Below are 18,384 nucleotides of genomic sequence, written 5' to 3'. Positions count from 1 at the left end.
CCGCCGCGCCGCCGCTCAGCCCGCGGCCTCCCGCCGCCGTGCCCGGTAGGCCGCGACATGCAGCCGGTTTCCGCAGGTACGGCTGTCGCAGTAGCGCCGGGAGCGGTTCCGGGAGAGATCGACGAAGGCATGCCGGCAGTCCGGCGCCTCACAGTGCCGCAGCCGCTCGCGCTCCCCGGCGACGACGAGGAAGGCCAGCGCCATCCCGCCGTCAGCGGCCAGATGATCGGCGACCGACGCGCCCGGCGCGAAGTAGTGGACATGCCAGTCGTACCCGTCGTGGTCGGTCAGCTGCGGAGTGGTGCCCGCCGAGGCGACCAGCGCGTTCAGCTGTTCGGCCGCGGTGCGGTCGTCGGCGGCCGCGAAAACCCGGGCGAAGCGCGCGCGGACGGACCGTACGGTGGCCAGGTCGCCGGCACCGAGCGCGCCCACGCCGCTGATGGCGTTGCGCCGGACGAAGTCCTCCAGGGCCGCGAGATCGGTCAGGCTGTCCGGGGCCCCGGGGCCTTCGCCCTCCGGGGCGGTGTTCAGCAGATCGACGACCGCGTCCAGCGCGCACCGGGTGTCATGGGTGATGAGCACGGTTCCGCTCCCTGGCAGGGTGGGGCCGGACGGGTACCGCCCCCGTGGGTGGCCGAATGGTGGCCGACTCTAGCGCCTCGAACAAGCTTCAGCGCCGACTCCGCGGTGGGTCCGCGGCGACGACGCCGAAGTGTGCCGTGTGAACTTGTCGGTCCTGCGCCGTCTCCCCGAGTCGGACGGGCGCAAGTGTGAGCGGGTGGGTGCTTTCGGTAACCGGTCTGCGTCTCAGCTCTCCGCGAGGATGTGGGAGAGCTCGGTGTCGAGATCGAAATGCCGGTGCTCCGTACCGGGCGGTACGGCGGCATCGGTCCTTTTGAGGAACGACTCGAGAGCCCGCGCGGGCGCCTCGAGCAGGGCTTCGCCTTCCGGGGAGCTCAGGGCGATGCAGACAACACCCTGTCCGTGGCTCCGGGACGGCCATACGCGGACGTCTCCGGTGCCCGTGGGCCGGTGCAGGCCCTCGGCGAGGAGGTCGCGGGCGAAAACCCACTCGACGGTCTCCTCGGCTCCGGTATGGAAGGTGGCATGCACGGCATAGGGATCGGCCGTGTCATACCGCAGGCCCGCGGGTACAGGCAGTGAGGACTCGCTCGACACAACGAGGCGCAGGTGCAGCTCGCAGCTGACCGTGGTGTTCATAAGCGCCAGGGCCTTTCGCTCAGTGTGCGCTCGGGGATTCGCACGTCGGCGAAATCGACATGCCACCTACGGTGCCGTTGTAAACCCCTCTGACGGTTTTGTGTGGCTTCAGGTACCTCTTCCGGCGGATTGCGAGATCGTCCCCGACGGTAATTCCGGCGGACGGTCGCGTCCGGTAAGTTGGGAGGTATGAATACGCAGAGTAACGGGGGGCTGGGAACGGTGGAGGGGGACGCCGCTCCGGCCGGGAAGCAGGCCGAGGAGCCGGCCGAGAAGCCGCTCGGTTCGCGGGCGCCGCACTTCATCAAGAGTTCCCGGCCGCTGCATGTCAGCTGGCAGGTCGGAGTCTTCGTCGTCGGTCTCGCGGTCGTGGTGGCCGGCGTGATCATGCTGCCGCTGCCGGGGCCGGGCTGGCTGGTGATCTTCGGCGGCATGGCGATCTGGGCGACGGAGTTCGTCTGGGCGCAGCTGGTGCTGCGCTGGACCAAGCGCAAGGTCACCGAAGCGGCCCAGCGGGCGCTGGACCCCAAGGTGCGGCGGCGCAACATCATCCTGACCACCATCGGCCTGGTGATCATCGCAGCGGCGCTCGCGGTCTACGTGTGGAAGTTCGGCCTCGCGATGCCGTGGAACGTCTCCGAGTGACCGAGGCGTGGTCAGAAGTGCCCGCCGACGTGCGGTAATGTTGGCGGTGCGCCCGGGCGATTAGCTCAGTGGGAGAGCGCTTCGTTCACACCGAAGAGGTCACTGGTTCGAACCCAGTATCGCCCACCCCGGACGAGGGCCCGGAGACATCAAGTCTCCGGGCCCTCGCAGTTGTTGGGCGGGCGCCGCGCCCGGGGGCGCACACTGGGATCATGCCCGACTGGCCCCGTCGACTGCACCGGTACCGCTTCCGCAGCGTATGGCTGCTCAACGCCTCACCGACCGTCGTCTACGCCGTCCTCGAACGCGCCGAGGCGTATCCGCAGTGGTGGCCGCAGGTCCGCGAGGTGACCCCGCTCGACGACCGCAGCGGCACCGCCCGGTTCCGTTCCCTGCTGCCGTACGACCTGACGGTGGTGGCGAGCGAGCGCGTACGGGATCCGGGTGCGGGGGTGCTGGAGATGACGATGCGCGGGGATCTGGCGGGCTGGGCGCGCTGGACGGTGGTGCCCGGCGCCGGCGGCACCCGTGCCGTCTTCGAGCAGGACGTCGAGGTCCGCAAGCCGCTGCTGCGGCGGTTCGCGCTGCTGGGGCGGCCGCTGTTCCTCGCCAATCACGCGCTGATGATGCGGGCCGGGCGGCGCGGGCTGGCGGCCTGGCTGGCCCGCGGATGAGGGGCGCCGGGCACCCGGCCGCGGCGGCCCGGGGCCGCCGGGGAACAGGAATTTGATGGAAGCCCCGGGCGGCCTGTATTGTTCTGCTCGTTCGCGAGGGAAACCTCGCCGACACCCGGGCGATTAGCTCAGTGGGAGAGCGCTTCGTTCACACCGAAGAGGTCACTGGTTCGAACCCAGTATCGCCCACCGGGATCAAGAACCGGGCCGCCAAAAAGCGGCCCGGTTCTTTTTGTTGGAAGAGTGCCCCCTTGGGAATTCCGCCCGGTGCCTTTGCCGCCCGGCGGAATTACTGAGGGGGGATCAGGCCGCCGCCGGGAGTTCGGGGCGCAGCGGCCAGTGCGGATCAACGACTTCCGGATTGCCGCTGCGGGCGAACCACGCCTGAAGTCCGCGGGCCTGGGCCGCGTACCAGACGGCCTGGCGGGTGTGCAGCTCCGCCGGATGCAGCCCCTCCAGGCGCTCGGCGAAGCGATGCCCCAGGGCCCGGACCACCCGCAGCGCGGCGAGCGCGTCGGCGGCCGCCTCATGGGCGTCGGTCAGCTCGACCTCGTAGTGCGCACACAGATCCGTGAGCGTACGGCGGCCCTTGCGATAGCGGTCCAGGTGCTTGTCGAGGACATGGGGGTCCAGGACGCGCAGCGGGTGGCCCCCCAGATAGGCGTTCAGCGAGCTGGCGCGGTGCCGCTTCAACTCGCGCTCCAGGAGGGTGAGATCGAACGGGGCGTTCATCACGACCAGCGGCCGGCCGGCCACCGACTGGGCGGCCAGGGCGCGGGCGACCTCCTCCAGGACCGGCGCGGGCCAGCGGCCGTGCAGCGCGAGATGGTCGGCCGTCAGGCCGTGCACCGCCGTCGCGGCGTCCGGTATCTCGACGCCCGGGTTGATCAGCCAGCGGGTGATCCGGGGCGCGGAGCGCGGTGTCTCCTGGACCACCAGGGCCGCGGAGACGATGCGATCGCGCTCGACGTCGATCCCGGTGGTCTCGGTGTCGAAGGCGGCAAGCGGACCGTCATACCAGCACGGCATCATCCCAACTCCTCGCGCTCGTACGGGGGATGACACGTACGCCATCCGAGCTGGTGATACCCGAGCCGCCGGGGGCTCGAACCGTCTTTGTTTGCGGACCACTTGACGCGGAGACAACCAGAGGGACGGGCCGACGCGATCCGCCTGCTCCCCGTCATCCACCCGCATCGATCGGCACAGCCCGGAAGGCCACTCCGCGATGACGCTCGCGCAGCCCGAACCGGGCGGGCTGCTGCCTCAGCGGACCACCCCGCAGCGCGGCGGACTCGCCACCACCGCCTGCATGGAGACCCTTCAGGTGGGCTATCTCCATGCGGTCGCCGCCGCCTCCGGGTGCTCGCTGGCGCAGCCCTTCCCGGACAACGGAATCGACTGGCACGTCAGCCATGGCGCGCCCGGCCACACCGTCGACGACGAGGTCACCATCAAGGTGCAGCTCAAGTGCACCTACCAGACCGCCCCGCGCCCGCCGGGGCCGACGTTCGCCTTCACGCTCGACAACGACCACCTGGTGAAGCTGGCCCGTACGCCCGTCACGGTGCACAAGATCCTGGTCGTGATGCTGGTCCCGCGGACCCCGGACGACTGGCTGCGGGCCGGCCACGACCGCCTCGAACTGCGGCACTGCTGCTACTGGATCAACCTGGCCGGCCATCCGGTGACCGGCCGGCGCAGGACCACTGTGCGGATCCCCACCGCGCGGATCTTCGACGACCGAGCGCTCTGCGAGATCATGACGCGCGTCGGCGCGGGAGGGAGACCCTGATGTACCGGCCGACCGACGAATATGACGCGCGGCTGCTGGATCCCGCGCAGCTCGACCCGGCGGTGCTCGGCGCGCTGCTGGCCCGGCACGGCTGGCGGCGCCGGGGCGGGGCCGCGGGCCACTACGCCCGGTGGACCCCGCCCGGCGGCGCGGCCGGCACCAGCCTGCTGGTCCCGCACGACCGCCGCTTCCCCGACAGCGGGGAACTGCTCGCGGAGGCGCTGGCGGCGCTGGCACAGAGCGCCGCACCCTCCGCCCGGGAGGTGCTGATGGGGCTGGCGGTGCCCAGCGACGAGGTCCGCTGGGAGCGCGAGGTCCCCGACGGCGGCTCGGGGGCCGCGCACTGGGTGGCGCAGGAGCAGCTGCGCGGCGCGGCCCGCTCGATGCTGCTCGCCGGGGCGCTGGGGACGTACGGCCGGGCCGGGTACTACGGCGCCCGGCACAAACGCCAGGCCGAGGGGTTTCTGAACCAGGTGCTGGTCGGTCCGGCGGCGGCCGGGCGCCGGGTGACCGCGTTCGTGCCGGTCTCCGGCGGCCGCCGGGCGGTCGCCGGGCTCCAGCGGGCGCTGCACGCGGTCCGCGACGCCACCGACTACCAGCGGGCCACCGGCGGTATGGAGGCCTTCGACGCGGCCGTCGGGCTGGGGGTCTGCCATGAGCTGGCCCAGGCGCTGATCGCCCTGGTGCGGGACGCGGAGGGGGCGCGGATCGCGGTCGAGTGGTCGCCGGCGGCCGGTGCCCCGGCCGGCTGCCCGGCCCGCCCCGAGCCGGTGGAGTTCTCGCCCGGCGATCTGCCCGCCCTCCAGCAGGCCGCCCAGCGCTATGTCCGCGAGGAGCCGTCGCTGCCGGTCCGGGTGACCGGTGCGGTGGTACGGCTGCGCCGGGAGCGGCCGGGCGGCCCCGGCACGGTGCGGCTGCGGGTGATCTCCGGAGCGGATGTGCTCCAGGTACGGGTCGCGCTGGGGGAGGAGGACTACCGGATCGCCGGGCATGCGCACCTGGTGGGACTGCCGGTGCGGGTGAGCGGGCGGCTGGAGAGCCGCGGCGGCTTCCGGCGGATCACCGGCGGCCGCGATGTCACGCCCGTACAGGTCGACGAGGCGGAGCGGGACCGGCTGCTGAAGTCGCTCCAGGAGAATCTCGACTTCTTCGAGGAGGCGTGCGGTGCCGAGGAATGACACCGTGCGAGCCGGGGGTGGTGAAACCGTTTCGCGGTCGGGTCCGCAGGCTCGGTACGATTCGGCTGCGCAGCAATCGCTGCCGTGAAGAGACAGTAGTCAGGAGAGACCGGTGTCAGACGTCCGTGTGACCATCCAGCGCGATTCCGAGCGGGAAGAACGCGTGGTGACCACGGGCACTACGGCCGCCGACCTCTTCCAGGGCGAGCGCAGCATCGTCGCCGCGCGGGTGGCCGGGGAGCTGAAGGACCTGGCGTACGAGGTCGCCGACGGTGACGCGGTCGAGCCCGTCGAGATCACCTCCGAGGACGGTCTGAACATCCTGCGGCACTCCACCGCGCATGTGATGGCGCAGGCCGTGCAGGAGCTGTTCCCGGAGGCGAAGCTCGGCATCGGCCCGCCCATCAAGGACGGCTTCTACTACGACTTCGACGTCGAGACCCCGTTCCACCCGGACGATCTCAAGCGCATCGAGAAGAAGATGCAGGAGATCCAGAAGCGCGGCCAGAAGTTCGCGCGCCGTGCGGTCAGCGATGACGCCGCCCGCGAGGAGCTGGCCGACGAGCCGTACAAGCTCGAACTGATCGGGCTCAAGGGCTCCGCCGCGGACGCCGCCGAGGGTGCCTCCGCCGAGGTCGGCGCCGGCGAGCTGACCATCTACGACAACCTCGACGCCAAGACCGGCGAGCTGTGCTGGAAGGACCTGTGCCGCGGTCCGCACCTGCCCAGCACCCGCGCCATCCCGGCGTTCAAGCTGATGCGCTCGGCCGCCGCGTACTGGCGCGGCAGCGAGAAGAACAAGCAGCTCCAGCGGATCTACGGCACCGCCTGGCCGACCAAGGACGAGCTCAAGGCGCATCTGGAGTTCCTCGTCGAGGCGGAGAAGCGCGACCACCGCAAGCTGGGCGCGGAGCTGGATCTGTTCTCCGTTCCCGAGGACATCGGCTCGGGGCTGGCGGTCTTCCACCCCAGGGGCGGCATCATCCGCCGGGTCATGGAGGACTACTCCCGCAGGCGGCACGAGGAGTCGGGGTACGAGTTCGTCTACACCCCGCACGCCACCAAGGGGAAGCTGTTCGAGAAGTCGGGCCACCTGGACTGGTACGCCGACGGCATGTACCCCCCCATGCAGCTCGACGAGGGCATTGACTACTACCTCAAGCCCATGAACTGCCCGATGCACAACCTGATCTTCGACGCGCGCGGCCGCTCGTACCGTGAACTGCCGCTGCGCCTCTTCGAGTTCGGGACCGTGTACCGCTACGAGAAGTCGGGTGTGGTGCACGGCCTGACCCGCGCCCGCGGCTTCACCCAGGACGACGCGCACATCTACTGCACCCGGGAGCAGATGGCGGACGAGCTGGACGCCACGCTCACCTTCGTCCTCGACCTGCTGCGTGACTACGGTCTGACCGACTTCTACCTGGAGCTGTCCACCAAGGACCCGGAGAAGTTCGTCGGCTCGGACGAGACCTGGGAGGAGGCCACCGAGGTACTGCGGAAGGTGGCCGAGAAGCAGGGCCTGCCGCTGGTCCCGGACCCGGGCGGCGCCGCGTTCTACGGGCCGAAGATCTCCGTGCAGACCAAGGACGCCATCGGCCGTACCTGGCAGATGTCGACCATCCAGCTGGACTTCAACCTGCCGGAGCGGTTCGACCTGGAGTACACCTCGGCCGACGGCTCCAAGCAGCGCCCCGTCATGATCCACCGCGCGCTGTTCGGCTCCATCGAGCGGTTCTTCGCGGTGCTCCTGGAGCACTACGCCGGCGCCTTCCCGGCCTGGCTGGCCCCGGTCCAGGCGACCTGCATCCCGATCGGCGACGCGCATGTCCCCTACCTCCAGGAGTTCGCCGCCGAGGCGAAGACCAAGGGGCTGCGGATCGAGGTGGACTCCTCGTCGGACCGGATGCAGAAGAAGATCAGGAACGCCCAGAAGAGCAAGGTGCCGTTCATGATCATCGCCGGTGACGAGGATGTCGCCCATGGCGCGGTGTCCTTCCGCTACCGCGACGGTTCGCAGAAGAACGGCATTCCGCGCGAGGAGGCGATCGCCGAGCTCCTCGACGTCGTGGAGCGCCGCGTCCAGGTGTGAGTGCCTGAGCACCGAGCACCCGGCCCCGGAGAGCGAGCGGCTCTCCGGGGCCGCGTCATGTCTCGCCCTCCTGCCGGAAGCGACGCAGCAGGTAGGAGGAGAAGGAGCCCACCACCGCGCCCACCAGGGCCACCCCGGCGAACATCAGCCCCACCGCGATCACCCGGCCGCGCGCGGTGACGGGGGTGGCATCGCCGTACCCCGTCGTCGTCAGCGTGGAAGCGGCCCACCACACCGCGTTACCGAAGGTGCGGATGTTCGCGTCCGGGGCGGACTGCTCGACGTGGTAGACCGCCAGGCTGGCGGCGTAGCCCAGCAGCAGCGCGGCGAGCCCGGAGTAGGCCATCACCCGCGCCTCCAGGCCGAGCCCGGGTGCCGCCCGGCGCAGCTGCATCCGCTCATGCAGATCGATCATGCGCAGCGGTCGCAGCAGCGGCAGAACGGTCACGATCAGGTCCAGCCAGCGGGTGCGCACGAAGTGCCAGCGGTCCCTGCTGAATGTCAGCCGCGCCAGATACTCCGCCACGAAAACACCCCAGCTCACGATCGTGAGGGTCTCCCAGAAGATGTACCAGCCGGGGGAGAGGCCGGGGACCAGGACCCGGATCGAGTAGGAGGTGAGAAAGAGCATCGAGGCGATGAGGAGATACGGCTGTGCGCGCCTCTCCCACTCCTGTAGCCGCGCGTCCGTTTCCACCGGCACAGCATCGCGGAGCGGGGCAGGGTATCCGCCCCAACGACACGGTGCCAACGGGCGAAGCCATATGCTGGCCCGTATGACAAGCGAGCCGGAGCAGCAGATCGGAGTCGGGACGCAGGACGCCTTCCAGCGCCTGTGGACGCCCCACCGGATGGCCTACATCCAGGGGGAGAACAAGCCGACCGGCCCGGGGGCCGATGACGGCTGTCCGTTCTGCACCATCCCCGAGAAGTCGGACGAGGACGGCCTCGTCATCGCGCGCGGTGAGCATGTCTACGCGGTGCTGAATCTGTATCCGTACAACGGCGGTCACCTCATGATCGTCCCGTTCCGCCATGTCGCCGACTACCCGGAGCTGGACGGCCCGGAGACCGCGGAGCTGGCGGAGTTCACCAAGCGGGCGATGACCGCGCTGCGCACCGCCTCCGGGGCGCACGGCTTCAACATCGGGATGAACCAGGGCACCGTCGCCGGGGCCGGGATCGCGGCCCATCTCCACCAGCACGTGGTCCCGCGCTGGGGCGGCGACACCAACTTCATGCCGGTGGTCGGCCACACCAAGGTGCTGCCCCAACTCCTCGCCGACACCCGGGCGATGCTCGCGCGCGCCTGGCCCGCGTAGCGTCCGCCCGGCCCGCTCCGGGGCGGGTGTCCGGGGCGACACGCACCGGACGAATCGGATAGATCGCCCTAATTCGGATTAGTTGCCCCTCTAATGGGGTGGTGACTTCCCTAGATCGCCGCTCCGTGCTGCGTGCGGCCGCCTCGGCCGCGGCCGCCGGAGCGCTGGTGACGGGCTGCGACCCGACGCGGGACCAGGACCCCGGAGCCGTCCGCTCCGCCGGCGGGCCAGGCTCCTCCGGGGCGGGCCACGCCTCGCCCGCCCCGGTGCGCGCCGCCCGGCCGCCGACCCGGGTGCCCGGCCGGCCCGTACAGATCGAACACGGGCCGCGGAACGGCCGGGCGGTCGCACTGACCTTCCACGGCCGGGGCGACCCCAGGATGGCGACCGCGCTGCTGGGCGAGGCCGAGCGGGCCGGCGCCCAGGTCACCGTGCTCGCCGTCGGCGACTGGCTCGACGAGCAGCCCGCGATGGCCCGCCGGATCCTCGACGGCGGCCACGAGCTGGGCAATCACACGCTGCACCACCGCGATATCTGTGCCCTGCCGGCCGCCGACGCCTACGCCGAGATCAGCGGCTGTGCCGACCGGCTGCGCAAGCTCACCGGGACCATCGGCAGCTGGTTCCGCCCCTCGCAGACCCGGCGGGCCACGCCGCTGGTCACCGAGCTGGCCCGTAAGGCCGGCTATCCGCACGTCCTCTCCTACGACGTGGACTCCCTCGACGCGAACGACCCCGGTGCCGCCGCCGTCCAGCGCACGGTCCTGGACGCGGTCGAGCCGGGCTCGGTCGTGAGCCTCCACCTCGGGCACGCCGGCACGGTGGCCGCGCTGCCCCCGATCCTCGACGGCCTCCGCCGGCGCGGTCTGCGCGCGGTGACGACAACGGAGCTAGTGACCTGATGGCTGACCGGAACCGTACCCACGACCGTCGGAGCCCCCGCGTGCGCCACCGGGCCACGCTGCTCGCCGTGGCCTGCGCGCTGGTGGCCGCGGGCTGTGGCAGCGGTGACGAGAACGACCGGGCGGCGCACGGCCCGCGGCCGGTCGAGCGCGCACCGCTCAAGGCCGCCAAGCCGGGCCTGCCCGGGATGCCGCCGCTGCTGGACGAGCACGACCTCTACGCGGCGGACCGGCCGGGCAGGCTGGCGCCGCAGGTCAAGGACTTCCCCTCGCGGATCTACGTCCCCAACACCGGCTCCGACACGGTCAGCGTCATCGACCCGAAGACCTACAAGGTCATCGAGACCATTCCGGTCGGCGTCCAGCCGCAGCATGTCGTGCCGTCCTGGGACCTGAAGACGCTCTGGGTCAACAACAACCGGGGGCACGACCTCACCCCGATCGACCCGGCCACCGGCAAGGCCGGCGACCCCGTCAAGGTCCACGACCCGTACAACCTCTACTTCACGCCCAACGGGAAGTACGCGGTCGTGATGGCCTCCATGGACCGGCAGTTGGTCTTCCGCGATCCGCACACCATGGAGGTCCGCAAGACGCTCCCGGTCAACTGCGGCGGCGTCAACCACGCCGACTTCTCGCCGGACGGGAAGTACTTCATCGTCTCCTGTGAGTTCTCCGGCGAGCTGCTCAAGGTCGACACCGCGAAGATGAAGGTCATCGGCCAGGAGAAGCTGCCGTTCGAGGGCGCGATGCCGCAGGACGTGAAGATCTCCCCGGACGGCAGGACCTGGTACGTCGCCGACATGACGGCCGACGGCATCTGGGTCCTCAACGGTGACAGCTTCGACCGGCCCCGGCTCATGGCGACCGGCAAGGGCGCCCACGGCCTCTACGTCAGCCGCGACTCGAAGCACATGTACGTCTCCAACCGCGGCGAGGGCTCCATCTCGCTGCTCGACTTCCGGACCGGCAAGCTCGTCGACAAATGGCACATCCGCGGCGGCGGCAGCCCCGACATGGGCGGTCTGTCCACCGACGGCAAGGTGCTGTGGCTGTCCGGCCGCTACAACTCCGAGGTCTACGCGCTGGACACCCGTACCGGCAAGACCCTCGCCAAGATCCCGGTCGGCCAGGGCCCGCACGGGCTGGCGGTCTACCCGCAGCCGGGACGGTACTCCCTGGGGCACACCGGCATCTTCCGCTAGCCGGTGCGCCCCAGGGGGCCGTCACCCAGGGCCTGTCGTGGATCAGGCCCTAAGCGTTGTACTCGTCCGCCTTCTGCGGCTCCACGCCCTGGATCATGCCGCTGAGTACCAGGGAGCGGTTGGTGAAGCGCTCGGTGTCCACGCCGTTCTCCTTGAGGACGCTCATCGCGGCGGAGTGGACCGTGCGCAGCACCGGGGTCGCGGCACGCAGCGCGTCATCGGCCATGAAGCGGTGCCGCCAGGGCTTGTCGGCCCAGACGTGCCGCAGGCCGAACGGCTCGGGCAGGGTCAGCTTGCCGCCGAGGAAGTCCAGCACCGGCGGGAACCAGGTCAGCGGGGCGCGGGCGGCGAGCCGGACCACCTCCTGCGGTTCGATGAGCGGGAGCTGCTGGGTCTTGGTCTCCCAGAACTTGACGACCTTGGCGACGTCCTTGGTCTTGGGCTCCGGCTTCGTCGTGAAGAGGCCGTTGACCGGGCCGAGGGCGTGGCCGGTCACCTCGATGCGCAGCGTCTCGTGGAGCACGGTGACAGTGATCATGAGGGTGATCACCAACTGGCCGTCCCACAGGACGAACTGGACACCGAGGTAGTGGCGGTTGCCGCTGCCGAACTGCTGCTCGTTGCAGATCCGCTCTATCTCGTGCCCGCGGATCTGGAACGCCTCCACATGGCTGCCCTCGGGGCGGGCGACCGCGGCGGCCTTCTCACCGACCGGCGAGACGATCCAGTGGCGTACGGACGGCGTGGGGAAGCCGCCGGTGTGCAGCGGGCTGCGCTCCAGCAGCCGCAGCTTGTCGTGGATCGCCCGGATCACGTCCCAGCTGCGGAACGGATGGATCTCGCTGCCTTCCTGCGCCGGGATGAGCTCCTCGGCGAGCTGCCAGCTGCCCCAGCGGGTGCCCATGCCGAGTATCCCCTTGGGGCCGGCGTAGAAGACGACGTTGCTGTTCTGCTCGGCGGAGATTTTGGCGAGATTCTGGCGGAGGGTCTCGGCGGCGATCTGGTTCGGGTCCTGCGGGACCGCCTCGGGGATCTTCGCGGCCACCCCGCCGCCCTCCAGCAGCCCCTTCCAGGACTCCCGCATGGCCACCGCGGTCTTCTCGCAGATCTGCTTGGCCAGCCACCAGCCGACCACCGGGGCGACGACCGCGCCGCGGGCGTACAGCGGCCAGAAGCCGTTGAACGGCAGCTTGATCATGAAGAACACGCCGAGGACGCCCAACACCGTCAGCAGCACCCCGCCGATCAGGGAAAGGCCCCTGCCCGCGCCGTCCTTGGAGAGCATCTTCCGCAGCTGGAAGACGCCCAGCCACAGCAGCACACCGGGCAGGAACAGCACCCCGAACAGCACCATCAGCAGCGTCAGCTTGGCGTCCCGCTGCTTGCGGATGCGGGTGGCGGACAGACAGTGCTCGACGATGGTCTGCGGCTCGGTCCCGAAGGACTGGATGAGCGCGGCCCGCCCGCCGCCGAGCATCCGCACCTGCACCGCACGCGCGAACGCCTCGCCGAGATTGGGCGCGAACAGCGACAGCTTGGGCTTCTTGATGGCGGACTTGCCGGATTCCGAGTCGGCCTTGGAGATATCGGCGAGCGGGCTGTCCCGATAGGCGGCCGAGGCCAGCGCCTGGGTCGCCGCCGTCTGCCCGGCGCTCCCCGAAAGCGGGACCTGCGCCCCGGGACTGAAGTCAAAGCCGTCTGCCACTACCGCCCCCCACACCGCACGCATCCAATGATGCGGCTCTTCCCGACTTCTGCTGACGGCACACCTGCTGAGAGCCTGTCTTCGCGCCCGTGACCTCGCATCCTGGCGTCGAACCCCGGTTCAACGGCAGGGCCTCAGCGTACAGCCGCCGTCCCGCCCAGAGGAGTTGAGCAGGACAGCGGCCGCTCCAACGGTTGATCGGCCGTCAACTATGCGCCGTTCTCCGCCTCTTCCCGCCACTTGTCGGCGAGCTGCGGCGGCATCGGCTCATGCCGCAGGTGGACGCGGGAGAACCGCCCGGTGCCGTGCGAGAGGGAGCGCAGATCGATGGCGTACCGGTCGATCTCGACCTCGGGCACCTCGGCGCGCACCACGGTGCGTCCCGCCCCTGACTGTTCGGTGCCCACGACCCGGCCGCGGCGCCCCGACAGATCGCTCATCACCTGGCCGACGAAATCGTCCGGAACCATCACGCTCACCTCGGACACCGGTTCGAGCAACTCGATCCGGACCTCACCGGCGGCCTCCCGCAGCGCCAGCGCGCCCGCCGTCTGGAACGCGGCGTCCGAGGAGTCGACGGAGTGCGCCTTGCCGTCGAGCAGCGTGACGCGGATGTCGACGAGCGGATGCCCGGCGGCGACCCCGCGGGCGGCCTGGGTGCGTACGCCCTTCTCCACGGACGGGATGAACTGCCGGGGCACCGCACCGCCCACGACCTTGTCCACGAACTCGATACCGGAGCCGCCGGGCAGCGGCTCCACCTCGATCTCGCAGATCGCGAACTGGCCGTGTCCGCCGGACTGCTTCACATGCCGCCCGCGGCCCGCTGCGGGGGCACCGAAGGTCTCCCGCAGCGACACCTTGTGCGCGACCGTGTCCACCTGGACGCCGTAGCGGGTCCGCAGCCGCTCCAGGGCGACATCGACATGCGCCTCGCCCAGGCACCACAGCACCACCTGATGGGTGTCCTGGTTGTGCTCCAGACGCATCGTCGGATCCTCGGCGACCAGCCGGGCCAGGCCCTGCGAGAGCTTGTCCTCGTCGGCCTTGCTGTGGGCCTGGATGGCGACCGGCAGCAGCGGGTCCGGCATCGTCCAGGGCTCCATCAGCAGCGGGTCGTCCTTGCCGGAGAGGGTGTCGCCGGTCTCGGCCCGGGACAGCTTCGCCACACAGGCCAGATCGCCGGCGATCGCTTTGGACAGCGGGCGCTGCTGCTTGCCGAACGGGGTGGACAGCGCGCCGACCCGCTCGTCGACGTCATGGTCCTCGTGCCCGCGGTCCTGCAGTCCGTGGCCCGAGACATGCACCGTCTCGTCCGGGCGCAGGGTGCCCGAGAAGAGGCGGACGAGCGAGATCCGGCCGACGTATGGGTCGGAGGAGGTCTTGACCACCTCGGCCGCGAGCGGACCGTCGGGGTCGCAGCTCAGCGCCGGGCGCGGGGCGCCGTCCGGTGTGGTCACGGCCGGCGCCTCGCGCTCCACGGGCGTCGGGAAGCCACCGGTGATCAGCTCCAGCAGCTCCACGGTGCCCAGCCCCTGTTTGGAGCCCTCGACGGCCGGGGCCGCGGCCAGCACCGGGTGGAAGGCGCCCCGGGCGACCGCCGTCTCCAGGTCCCCGATGAGGGTCTTGATGTCGATCTCCTCGCCGCCGAGGTAGCGGTCCATCAGGGACTCGTCCTCGCTCTCGGCGATGATGCCCTCGATGAGGCGGTTGCGGGCCGCTTCGATCAGCGGCAGCTCGTCCTCCGTGGGTGCGCGTTCGGTGCGCTCGCCGGAGGAGTAGTCGAAGACCCGCTGTGAGAGCAGGCCGATCAGGCCGTGCACGGGGGCGTGGCCGTCGGCGCCCGGCGTCCCGTACAGCGGGAGGTAGAGGGGCAGGACGGAATCCGGGTCCTCGCCGCCGAGAGCGGAGCGGCAGCGCTCGGTCATCTCGTCGAAGTCGGCGCGGGACGCCTCCAGGTGCGTGATGACCAGCGCGCGCGGCATTCCGACGGCCGCGCACTCGTCCCAGACCATACGGGTCGCGCCGGCCACGCCGTCGGCCGCCGAGACAACGAAAAGGGCCGCGTCCGCGGCGCGCAGACCGGCCCTGAGTTCCCCGACGAAATCGGCGTATCCGGGGGTGTCCAAGAGATTGATCTTGACTTCTCCCCAGTCCACCGGGACCAGGGAGAGCTGTACGGAGCGTTGCTGCCGGTGCTCGATGTCGTCGTAGTCGGAGAGGCAGCCGCCGTCCTCGACCCGTCCTGCCCGGTTGACCGCGCCGGATGCCAGCGCGAGGGCCTCGACCAGTGTGGTTTTTCCCGAGCCGCTGTGGCCGACCAGCACCACATTGCGCAGGGCCGTGGGCTGGTCGGCCGTTGATGCCCTGCCGGCGGCTCCCGGGTGTGTACTCGATTTCTCGCTCATGTGTCTCGCCTCCAGGTCGACACTTTGCGGTGATTCGAGCTTTCCACCGCGGCCATGCCGCGTCCATACGTGGCACACGGGCCCGGTGCTCCCAAGGGCCCGGACGTCCCTGGTGGGGCCCGCGGGCGCGTCCGCCGGCGCGCGCCGGGGGTGCCGAGCCGCGGGACGCACCCCGCGCCGCGATGCGTTCGTGGTGCCCCGTGACCTCCTGGCTACGATGGGCCCGCCGGTGGCCGTCAGACCGCACGGCCCGTATCGACTCCCGGGAAGGCCATGCTGAACAAGTACGCGCGTGCGTTCTTCACGCGTGTTCTCACGCCGTTCGCCGCCCTGCTCATCCGGATCGGCGTCAGCCCGGACGCGGTCACTCTGGTCGGCACCGGGGGCGTGGTGGCCGGCGCCCTGATCTTCTACCCACTGGGCGAGTTCTTCTGGGGCACGATCGTCATCACGCTGTTCGTCTTCTCCGACCTCGTCGACGGCAACATGGCGCGGCAGCTGGGCCGCTCCAGCCGCTGGGGGGCCTTCCTCGACTCCACCCTCGACCGGGTCGCCGACTCGGCGATCTTCGGCGGGCTCGCCCTGTGGTACGCGGGCCGGGGCGACAGCCTGATGCTCTGCGGGATGGCGATCTTCTGCCTGGCCAGCGGCCAGGTGGTCTCGTACACCAAGGCCCGCGGGGAGGCCATCGGGCTGCCGGTGGACGTCAACGGCCTGGTGGAGCGCGCCGAGCGGCTGGTCATCACGCTGGTCGCCTGCGGCCTGTCGGGCCTGCACGCCTTCGGGGTGCCCGGCGTCGAGATCCTGCTGCCGATCGCCCTGTGGATCGTCGGCATCGGCAGCGCCGTCACCCTGGGCCAGCGCGTGGTGACGGTACGACGGGAGTCGGCCGAGGCCGACGCCATGGCACAAGGGGGGAACAGCGCATGAGCCCGCGCAGGAACGGCCGGCCGTTGATCGATACGGAGAAGCTGGCGGAGGCGCTCTACGCGCTGGGCTGGAGCACCGTCAAGAAACTGCCCGAGGGCGCTGCCGTACGCCTCGGCCGCCGGATCGCCGACACCGCCTGGAAGCGCCGCGGCAAGGGCGTCCTCCGCCTGGAGTCGAACCTCGCCCGCGTCGTGCCGGACGCCACGCCGCAGCGGCTCGCCGAGCTGTCCCGGGCCGGGATGCGCTCGTACATGCGCTACTGGATGGAGTCCTTCCGGCTGCCGGCCTGGAGCAAGGACCGGATAAGGACGGGTTTCACCCCCGAGGACGTGCACCACCTGGAGGACGGGCTCAAAAGCGGCCGTGGCGTCATCCTGGCGCTGCCCCACATGGGCAACTACGACCTCGCGGGCGCCTGGGTCACCACCAAACTCGGGGTCCCCTTCACCACCGTCGCCCAGCGCCTCAAGCCGGAAACCCTCTACGACCGCTTCGTCGCCTACCGCGAGGGCCTGGGCATGGAGGTCCTGCCGCACACCGGCGGCGCCGCCTTCGGCACGCTCGCCCGGCGGCTGCGGGCCGGCGGACTGGTCTGCCTGGTCGCGGACCGCGATCTCTCCGCCTCCGGCATAGAGGTCAAGTTCTTCGGTGAGGCCACGAAGATGCCGGCCGGCCCCGCCGTACTCGCCGTCCAGACCGGCGCCATGCTGCTGCCCGTCACCCTCTGGTACGACGACACCCCCGTCATGCGCGGCCGGGTCCACCCGGAGATCGAGGTCCCCGAGACCGGCACCCGCGCCGAGAAGGCCGCCCTGATGACCCAGGCGCTCGCCGACGCCTTCGCCTCCGGCATCGCCGACCACCCCGAGGACTGGCACATGCTCCAGCGGCTCTGGCTCGCCGACCTGGAACCGCGCGAGCAGCCCGGCGCCCCGGGCGGCACCGGGACCTCCGGAACCTCCGGAACCTCCGGAACGGAGTCCGTGTGAAGATCGGCATCGTCTGCCCGTACGCCTGGGACGTCCCCGGCGGCGTGCAGTTCCACATCCGGGACCTGGCCGACCACCTGATCCGCCTCGGCCACGACGTCTCCGTCCTGGCCCCCGCGGACGACGAGACCCCCCTGCCGCCGTACGTGGTCTCCGCCGGCCGCGCCGTCCCCGTCCCGTACAACGGCTCGGTCGCCCGCCTCAACTTCGGGTTCCTCTCCGCCGCCCGGGTCCGCCGCTGGCTCCAGCACGGCGCCTTCGACGTCATCCACATCCACGAGCCGGCCTCGCCCTCGCTCGGCCTGCTCTCCTGCTGGGCGGCCCAGGGGCCGATCGTGGCGACCTTCCACACCTCCAACCCGCGCTCGCGGGCGATGATCGCCGCGTATCCGATCCTCCAGCCCGCGCTGGAGAAGATCAGCGCACGGATCGCGGTGAGCGAATACGCCCGCCGTACCCTCGTCGAACACCTCGGCGGCGACGCGGTGGTCATCCCCAACGGCGTGGACGTCGACTTCTTCGCCACCGCCGAGCCCAAGGCCGAGTGGCAGGGACGGACCATCGGCTTCATCGGCCGGATCGACGAGCCGCGCAAGGGCCTGCCGGTCCTGATGAAGGCGCTGCCCACGATCCTCGCCGCGGTACCGGACGCCCGGCTGCTGGTCGCCGGCCGCGGCGACGAGGCGGAGGCCGTCGCGGAGCTGCCCGCCGACCTGCGCTCCCGGGTCGAATTCCTCGGCATGGTCAGCGACGAGGACAAGGCCCGCCTGCTGCGCAGCGTCGACCTCTACGTAGCGCCCAACACGGGCGGCGAATCCTTCGGCATCATCCTCGTGGAGGCAATGTCGGCCGGGGCGCCCGTCCTGGCCAGCGACCTCGACGCCTTCGCCCAGGTCCTCGACCAGGGCGAGGCCGGCGAACTCTTCACCAACGAGGACGCCGATGCGCTCGCCGCTGCGGCGGTACGACTTCTCGGTGCCCCGGCGCGCCTCGCCGAACTGCGTGAGCGTGGCGCCCGGCATGTGCGCCGCTTCGATTGGGCGACTGTTGGCGCCGATATCCTCGCCGTATACGAGACGGTTACCACCGGGGCGGCGTCCGTGGCCACGGATGAGCGGGTCGGCCCACGGAATCGCCTCTGGCCGGCGAAGGATTGACCTCCCACGTTTTTGTCTTTCCCGCCGTGGTGGTTTGTCGCCGTTGCGCCTGCGGCGGGCGGGTGGTTTGTGGGTGCGGTGACGGGCCTCCGGGGGCTGGGGGGGGGGGGGGGGGGGGTTCGTCCTTCCCACGCAAGACGCACACCCCCCCCACCCCCCCC

17 protein-coding genes and 2 tRNA genes are annotated in these 18,384 nt (G+C 70.8%); 13 read left to right on the top strand and 6 right to left on the bottom strand.

The window, feature by feature from the left end:
* Nucleotides 1-15 precede the first annotated feature (15 nt).
* Together ACZ4XD_RS19340 and ACZ4XD_RS19335 are read right to left on the bottom strand one after the other, a co-directional pair.
* Nucleotides 16-582, bottom strand: a complete 567-nt coding sequence (locus ACZ4XD_RS19340) for a CGNR zinc finger domain-containing protein (RefSeq protein ID WP_468043592.1) — start codon at nucleotides 580-582, stop codon at nucleotides 16-18.
* A 225-nt stretch (nucleotides 583-807) separates the two neighbouring features.
* Complete coding sequence (locus ACZ4XD_RS19335) at nucleotides 808-1,221, bottom strand: SsgA family sporulation/cell division regulator (RefSeq protein WP_003959770.1); 414 nt, start codon at nucleotides 1,219-1,221, stop codon at nucleotides 808-810.
* Nucleotides 1,222-1,410: 189 nt separating this feature from the next.
* Between ACZ4XD_RS19335 and ACZ4XD_RS19330 the strand changes: the two genes are divergently transcribed.
* The 4 genes from ACZ4XD_RS19330 to ACZ4XD_RS19315 all read left to right on the top strand — a co-directional run bounded on the left by ACZ4XD_RS19330 (nucleotide 1,411) and on the right by ACZ4XD_RS19315 (nucleotide 2,729).
* Nucleotides 1,411-1,866 carry a TIGR02611 family protein gene (locus ACZ4XD_RS19330; RefSeq protein ID WP_468043589.1) on the top strand — a complete coding sequence of 152 codons (456 nt, stop codon included), beginning with the start codon at nucleotides 1,411-1,413 and terminating at the stop codon, nucleotides 1,864-1,866.
* A gap of 54 nt (nucleotides 1,867-1,920) precedes the next feature.
* Nucleotides 1,921-1,992 (top strand) — tRNA-Val (locus ACZ4XD_RS19325).
* Between the two features lie 86 nt (nucleotides 1,993-2,078).
* On the top strand, nucleotides 2,079-2,540 hold the full coding sequence (locus tag ACZ4XD_RS19320) for an SRPBCC family protein (RefSeq protein WP_468043587.1): 462 nt from the start codon (nucleotides 2,079-2,081) through the stop codon (nucleotides 2,538-2,540).
* Between the two features lie 117 nt (nucleotides 2,541-2,657).
* A tRNA-Val gene (locus ACZ4XD_RS19315) sits at nucleotides 2,658-2,729 on the top strand.
* 114 nt (nucleotides 2,730-2,843) lie between these two features.
* Here ACZ4XD_RS19315 and ACZ4XD_RS19310 read toward each other — a convergent pair.
* A complete protein-coding gene (locus ACZ4XD_RS19310) occupies nucleotides 2,844-3,569 on the bottom strand; it encodes an exonuclease domain-containing protein (protein ID WP_386685799.1) in 726 nt (241 codons plus the stop codon).
* Nucleotides 3,570-3,768: 199 nt separating this feature from the next.
* On the opposite strand from ACZ4XD_RS19310, the gene ACZ4XD_RS19305 reads away from it, so the two are divergent.
* From ACZ4XD_RS19305 to thrS, 3 genes are all read left to right on the top strand, one after another.
* Nucleotides 3,769-4,335: a DUF4365 domain-containing protein gene (locus ACZ4XD_RS19305; RefSeq protein WP_042156947.1), complete on the top strand. Its 567-nt coding sequence runs from the start codon at nucleotides 3,769-3,771 to the stop codon at nucleotides 4,333-4,335.
* Nucleotides 4,335-5,513 carry a hypothetical protein gene (locus tag ACZ4XD_RS19300; protein WP_468043584.1) on the top strand — a complete coding sequence of 393 codons (1,179 nt, stop codon included), beginning with the start codon at nucleotides 4,335-4,337 and terminating at the stop codon, nucleotides 5,511-5,513. Before ACZ4XD_RS19305 ends, ACZ4XD_RS19300 begins: the two co-directional genes overlap by 1 nt.
* A 112-nt stretch (nucleotides 5,514-5,625) precedes the next feature.
* Entirely contained in the window at nucleotides 5,626-7,605 is a 1,980-nt protein-coding gene (gene thrS / locus ACZ4XD_RS19295) for a threonine--tRNA ligase (RefSeq protein WP_468043582.1), read from the top strand.
* Nucleotides 7,606-7,660: 55 nt separating this feature from the next.
* On the opposite strand, the gene ACZ4XD_RS19290 is transcribed toward thrS, so the two are convergent.
* Entirely contained in the window at nucleotides 7,661-8,308 is a 648-nt protein-coding gene (locus tag ACZ4XD_RS19290; RefSeq protein ID WP_468043580.1) for a potassium channel family protein, read from the bottom strand.
* A gap of 61 nt (nucleotides 8,309-8,369) precedes the next feature.
* On the opposite strand from ACZ4XD_RS19290, the gene ACZ4XD_RS19285 reads away from it, so the two are divergent.
* The 3 genes from ACZ4XD_RS19285 (at nucleotide 8,370) to ACZ4XD_RS19275 (ending at nucleotide 11,034) form a co-directional block, all read left to right on the top strand.
* On the top strand, nucleotides 8,370-8,927 hold the full coding sequence (locus ACZ4XD_RS19285; protein ID WP_042156938.1) for an HIT family protein: 558 nt from the start codon (nucleotides 8,370-8,372) through the stop codon (nucleotides 8,925-8,927).
* A gap of 101 nt (nucleotides 8,928-9,028) precedes the next feature.
* Entirely contained in the window at nucleotides 9,029-9,829 is an 801-nt protein-coding gene (locus tag ACZ4XD_RS19280; RefSeq protein WP_468043578.1) for a polysaccharide deacetylase family protein, read from the top strand.
* Complete coding sequence (locus ACZ4XD_RS19275; RefSeq protein ID WP_468043576.1) at nucleotides 9,829-11,034, top strand: YncE family protein; 1,206 nt, start codon at nucleotides 9,829-9,831, stop codon at nucleotides 11,032-11,034. Before ACZ4XD_RS19280 ends, ACZ4XD_RS19275 begins: the two co-directional genes overlap by 1 nt.
* A gap of 49 nt (nucleotides 11,035-11,083) precedes the next feature.
* Here ACZ4XD_RS19275 and ACZ4XD_RS19270 read toward each other — a convergent pair whose 3' ends face one another.
* Together ACZ4XD_RS19270 and ACZ4XD_RS19265 are read right to left on the bottom strand one after the other, a co-directional pair.
* Entirely contained in the window at nucleotides 11,084-12,763 is a 1,680-nt protein-coding gene (locus tag ACZ4XD_RS19270; RefSeq protein ID WP_468043574.1) for a hypothetical protein, read from the bottom strand.
* 185 nt (nucleotides 12,764-12,948) lie between these two features.
* On the bottom strand, nucleotides 12,949-15,147 hold the full coding sequence (locus ACZ4XD_RS19265) for an elongation factor G-like protein EF-G2 (protein ID WP_468043572.1): 2,199 nt from the start codon (nucleotides 15,145-15,147) through the stop codon (nucleotides 12,949-12,951).
* Nucleotides 15,148-15,420: 273 nt separating this feature from the next.
* Here ACZ4XD_RS19265 and pgsA point away from each other — a divergent pair, with 273 nt between their 5' ends.
* The 3 genes from pgsA to ACZ4XD_RS19250 are packed head-to-tail and all read left to right on the top strand — an operon-like array spanning nucleotide 15,421 to nucleotide 18,223.
* Entirely contained in the window at nucleotides 15,421-16,077 is a 657-nt protein-coding gene (gene pgsA / locus ACZ4XD_RS19260) for a phosphatidylinositol phosphate synthase (RefSeq protein WP_042156930.1), read from the top strand.
* The gene (locus ACZ4XD_RS19255; protein WP_468043569.1) at nucleotides 16,074-17,066 is read left to right on the top strand and encodes a phosphatidylinositol mannoside acyltransferase; all 993 of its coding nucleotides are present in this window, start codon (nucleotides 16,074-16,076) and stop codon (nucleotides 17,064-17,066) included. Before pgsA ends, ACZ4XD_RS19255 begins: the two co-directional genes overlap by 4 nt.
* Nucleotides 17,063-18,223: a glycosyltransferase family 4 protein gene (locus ACZ4XD_RS19250; RefSeq protein ID WP_468043567.1), complete on the top strand. Its 1,161-nt coding sequence runs from the start codon at nucleotides 17,063-17,065 to the stop codon at nucleotides 18,221-18,223. The genes ACZ4XD_RS19255 and ACZ4XD_RS19250 overlap by 4 nt, the downstream gene beginning before the upstream one ends.
* Nucleotides 18,224-18,384 lie beyond the last annotated feature (161 nt).

This window comes from Streptomyces sp. NPDC029466 (genome assembly GCF_055574515.1).
Note: the sequence above shows the minus strand (reverse complement) of the source record. Positions and strands in the feature narration are given on the sequence as shown.